Raw genomic sequence first — 4703 nt, forward strand, 5'->3', positions numbered from 1 at the left:
GGCTTGGCCTGCGTTGCCTTTGATACCTACCACCGAGGTGATATTAATTATAGAACCGCTTTTGGCTTTCATCATAGGGCGGGTGGCAGCTTTTACGGTGTTGAAACAGGATTTGAGGTTGACGCCTATCACTTCATCCCAAGCCTCTTCAGTCATTCTCATTAAGAGGTTGTCACGGGTGATGCCGGCATTATTCACAAGTATGTCCAAGGAACCAAAATCCGCCACCACTGCATTGACCAATTCTTCGGCTGCTTTGAAGTTGGAGGCATCGGAGCGATAGCCTTTTGCCTTGATGCCAAAAGCGGCAAGTTCATTTTCCAATGCCTCCCCTTTTTCGACACTTGACAGATATGTAAATGCCACATTGGCACCTTCCTGTGCATATCGGATGGCAATGGCCCTTCCTATTCCTTTAGATGCTCCCGTGATCAGAGCTGTTTTTCCGCTTAATAATCCCATGTTGTATTATTTTGGTTGGTTTCGTAAGGTCCAAAAATAAAAAAAAATCACGCAAAGACGCCAAGAAGCAAAGATTAATAAATTTAAGATGGGTAGTACCTAAGTAAAATTTATTCATCCTCTAACCCATTTACAATCCTCTTAAAGCCATATTTTATCAATTTCTCATTGAAATTTATCAACAAACCCAGTTTGATATCCGTGAGTTTTAAGTAGGTATTTACCTGCTTAAAATGTTTGGGATGAAGGGTTTCTACAGCCTTGATTTCTATTTAAACTTTTCTTTCTACAATTAAATCTGCTTTAAAACCTTGCTCAAAGACAAGATTGTCCCAATTAACCTTGATTTCCTTTTGCCTTACTACATGCAAACCTTTTTTTGTCAGTTCATGTGCTAAAATGTTTTCATAAACAATTTCATACAGACCAGGACCGAGCGGGTAATGGATGTGGTAAGCAGAATCAAAAATTTCTCTGGCTATATCATTTTCTGTCATTTATTTCAGCATCTATATTAGAATGGCGATAACTTTTAGATTCAAGCTAATTTAATTTAAATTTTTTTCTTTGCATCATTGCGTCTTTGCGTGAATCCAATCCTTACTAGACAAATTTTTTTCTCTCCCCAAAAGCCCTATTTTTGCATAGCTAATTTGAAAATTAAATAATAAGAATATGTCTTCTACGAAATATGATTTGATTGTTTTGGGTTCTGGTCCGGGGGGGTATGTTGCTGCAATCAGGGCTTCGCAGTTAGGTTTGAAAACCGCTGTTGTCGAAGCTGCCGAGCTTGGTGGTATCTGTTTGAACTGGGGTTGTATCCCAACCAAAGCATTGATCAAAAGTGCACAAGTTTTTGAATATATCAATCATTCTGAGGATTATGGAATCAAAGTGAAAGAAGCTTCCGTGGATTTTCCCAATATGATAAAAAGAAGCCGTGATGTGGCAGCCGGGATGTCCAAAGGAGTACAATTTTTGCTGAAAAAAAATAAAATAGATCAACTTTTGGGTTGGGGGAAAGTGCAGCCTGGAAAGAAAATCGAAGTCGAGGATAAAGACGGAAAAAAGACTGCTTATACTGCTGACCATATCATCATCGCTACAGGCGGAAGAGCAAGAGAACTTCCTGCATTAAAGATCGACAACGAGAAAATCGTCGGCTATAGAAAGGCTATGGTTTTGGACAAGAAACCTGGGAAAATGGTCGTAGTTGGTTCCGGTGCGATCGGTGTTGAGTTTGCTTATGTTTATAGTGCCATTGGAGTGGAAGTAACCATAGTCGAATTCATGGACAGGATAGTGCCCATTGAAGACGAAGAGGTATCCAAGACCTTGGAAAAAATATATAAAAAAGCCGGTATTAAGATCATGACAAGTAGCGAAGTCACTGCTGTAGATACAAAAGGAAAGGGATGTAAGGTTACTGTCAAAGATAAAAAAGGTGCTGAGTCCACCATAGATTGTGATATCGTGTTGTCGGCAGTCGGTGTGGTTTCCAATGTGGAAAACATAGGTCTCGAAGATGTCGGTATTTTGGTGGATAAGGGTAAAATCAAAGTTGATGAATTCTACAAAACCAATATGCCGGGCTATTATGCTATCGGAGATGTAGTTCCTGGGCCTGCATTGGCCCATGTAGCATCAGCTGAGGGAATCATCTGTGTGGAAAAAATTGCAGGACATCATCCTGAACCATTGGATTATAACAACATTCCTGGCTGCACCTATTGTATTCCGGAAATTTCCTCGGTAGGATATACTGAGGCACAGGCCAAAGAAGCCGGATATGATGTGAAAGTGGGTAAATTCCCATTTACCGCTTCAGGAAAAGCCTCCGCAGCCGGAGCAAAAGACGGATTTGTCAAACTGGTTTTTGATGCCAAATACGGGGAGCTTTTGGGAGCTCATATGATCGGCGCCAACGTGACTGAGATGATAGCAGAGATTGTTGCCATTCGTAAACTCGAAACCACGGGTATGGATTTGATTAAGACTGTCCATCCTCACCCGACTATGTCAGAGGCGGTAATGGAAGCAGCCGCTCAGGCTTATGGAGAAGTGATTCACCTTTAATCTTATAAAAATTTCTTATATTCGAAACACAAGATCAAATAGTAGGTCTTGTGTTTTTCTTTTTATTCAGAAAACCAAATTAAACAGATCATACTTTTGGAAGAAGAACAATTAATTTCAGGATTGAGGGCGCAGAGCCGGAAGACGGTAGAATATCTATATGAAAAATATTCGCGTGCGCTTTTTGCTGTCGTTTCCAGGATTATCAGTGATAAGGACATCGCCGAAGAAGTTTTTCATGATGCATTTATCAAGATCACTAGGAAAATAGACAGTTATGATGAGTCAAAAGGAAGACTTTATACCTGGATGGCCAATATCTGCCGTAATTCGGCGATTGACAAAACCAGGTCTAAAGAATTTTCTAAAAGCAGTAAGACCAATACGATTGATGACTACGTATATGGTCTGGAGAGCGAGTCAGGAACTTCAGAGTTGGTCGATGGAATAGGAGTCAAGGAGCTTCTAGTAGACCTCAATGAGGAACAAAGATTTGTGATTGAGTGCATATATTTTAAAGGCTACACCCATTCAGAAATTTCAGAGGAGTTTGACCTTCCCTTAGGGACTGTCAAATCGCGCATCCGAGCAGCAATCAATGTTTTAAAAAAGAACTTAGATAGAATCTAGTGGATATTCAAGCATACATATCGTCAGGAAAACTTGAACTCTTCGTATTGGGAGAGTTGAGTGAACGGGAAAGGGAAGAGGTCATTCAGTTGGCCAAACGATACCCGGAAATCCAGCATGAACTGGATCAGATTGAGGAAGCGTTTTTTCAATTTGACAATCAGACAGGAATAAATCCTTCGTCTACCGTCAAAAAGAAAATATTCGAATCCTTTGATAAAGGAATGGGCAACAGTCCAGAGGTGGTTTTGACAACCCCAAAAGAAGAGGTGACTACCAAAACTGTCAGCATTCAACCTTGGAAAGCTTATTTTGCAGCAGCAAGTGTTGTAGCAGTGTTGGCATCAGGTGTGGCAGTTTATTTTGCGATGCAGTATAATGATGTGGACAAAAGGTTTACGGCCCTACTTCAGGAACAAACGGTTTTGGCTGAGGAATTGAATCAGTACAAAGTGAATTTTGAAGAGGCAGATACTCAGTTGGAAACACTTCTTGCAGGTAATTTTGAGCGGATACCCATGAAAGGGGAAGGCTTAGAAATGCAGAAAGATGCCGCTGTGGATGTATGGTGGGATAAGGGCAGTGAAAGTGTTTTTGTCTCAGTCAACAACCTTTCAGGATTGGAAGAGCAATACGACTATCAGCTTTGGGCAATCGGTGAACAGGGGCCAATTGGCATAGGTCTCGTCAATGCAGGTCAGCGGTTCAGCCTCCAACAGATGCAGGCGGTAGCTTCAGCAGGTGCCTTTGCCATTACCATTGAACCTAAAGGAGGAAGTGAAAGTCCGACCTTGGAGAAATTGGTGGTGTTGGGGAATGTTGTTTAGAAATTTGTAATTATTTCATTGTATTTTAAAATGACCCGGCTATCTGGCCGGGTTTTATTTTTTAAGGATTAATGCCCAATTTGCCTTTTCAATTTTCATAACCTATGGAACTCCAATTATCCACCCCTGCTTTGCTTTTCTCAGCCATTACTTTGATGATGCTGGCTTTTACCAACAGATTTTTGGCCGTTGCCAATCTAATAAGGGGCCTTCACAAAAAATTTCTGGAAAATCCCGATCAGGAAATTATCATTGACCAAATTAGAAATCTCAAAAAAAGGGCAAGCATGATCAAGTATATGCAATTGTGCGGGGTGTTGAGTTTTTTACTTTGTGTCATATGTATGTACCTCATATTTATTGGTGCACAACCTGCCGCTGACTATGTTTTTATAAGCAGTATGTTGGCTTTGTTGATATCCTTGGTAATTTCCCTAATTGAGATTTTAATTTCCAATCAGGCCATCAATCTGGAGCTAAAGGATATGGAGGATCATTTTGAAAAAAGGAGGAGCGGTATCGATACTTGGTTCAAGAAGGATAGGGAATAATGATAGAAACAGGAGCACTTTGGGATAAAGTAGAAATACAATTGAAATATTGTTGAAATAAAATTGAAATAAGGCTTAATGCTGACAAATTATTTCGCCAAAGGCATATCATGAAATGAATTTCAACCATATTTCAAATCATCTAAAATGATTATAT

General features: G+C 40.1%; 5 protein-coding genes and 1 pseudogene. 4 read left to right on the forward strand and 2 right to left on the reverse strand.

What is annotated here, in order from left to right:
• Together ACEW8U_RS07365 and ACEW8U_RS07370 are read right to left on the reverse strand one after the other, a co-directional pair.
• A partial coding sequence (locus tag ACEW8U_RS07365) for an SDR family NAD(P)-dependent oxidoreductase (RefSeq protein ID WP_373521392.1) occupies window positions 1-462 on the reverse strand: 462 nt, incomplete at its 3' end.
• A gap of 110 nt (window positions 463-572) precedes the next feature.
• Window positions 573-959: pseudogene (locus ACEW8U_RS07370) on the reverse strand (GxxExxY protein).
• A gap of 178 nt (window positions 960-1137) precedes the next feature.
• Between ACEW8U_RS07370 and lpdA the strand changes: the two are divergent.
• The 4 genes from lpdA (at window position 1138) to ACEW8U_RS07390 (ending at window position 4546) form a co-directional block, all read left to right on the forward strand.
• Window positions 1138-2538, forward strand: coding sequence for a dihydrolipoyl dehydrogenase (gene lpdA, locus ACEW8U_RS07375; RefSeq protein ID WP_373521393.1), 1401 nt, complete (start codon window positions 1138-1140; stop codon window positions 2536-2538).
• A 96-nt stretch (window positions 2539-2634) separates the two neighbouring features.
• A complete protein-coding gene (locus ACEW8U_RS07380; RefSeq protein WP_373521394.1) occupies window positions 2635-3168 on the forward strand; it encodes an RNA polymerase sigma factor in 534 nt (177 codons plus the stop codon).
• Window positions 3168-3995: an anti-sigma factor domain-containing protein gene (locus ACEW8U_RS07385; protein ID WP_373521395.1), complete on the forward strand. Its 828-nt coding sequence runs from the start codon at window positions 3168-3170 to the stop codon at window positions 3993-3995. The genes ACEW8U_RS07380 and ACEW8U_RS07385 overlap by 1 nt, the downstream gene beginning before the upstream one ends.
• 104 nt (window positions 3996-4099) lie before the next feature.
• The gene (locus ACEW8U_RS07390) at window positions 4100-4546 is read left to right on the forward strand and encodes a DUF2721 domain-containing protein (RefSeq protein WP_373521396.1); all 447 of its coding nucleotides are present in this window, start codon (window positions 4100-4102) and stop codon (window positions 4544-4546) included.
• The last annotated feature ends 157 nt before the right edge of the window (window positions 4547-4703 follow it).

The organism is Aquiflexum sp. (assembly GCF_041751335.1).
GTDB lineage: Bacteria > Bacteroidota > Bacteroidia > Cytophagales > Cyclobacteriaceae > Aquiflexum.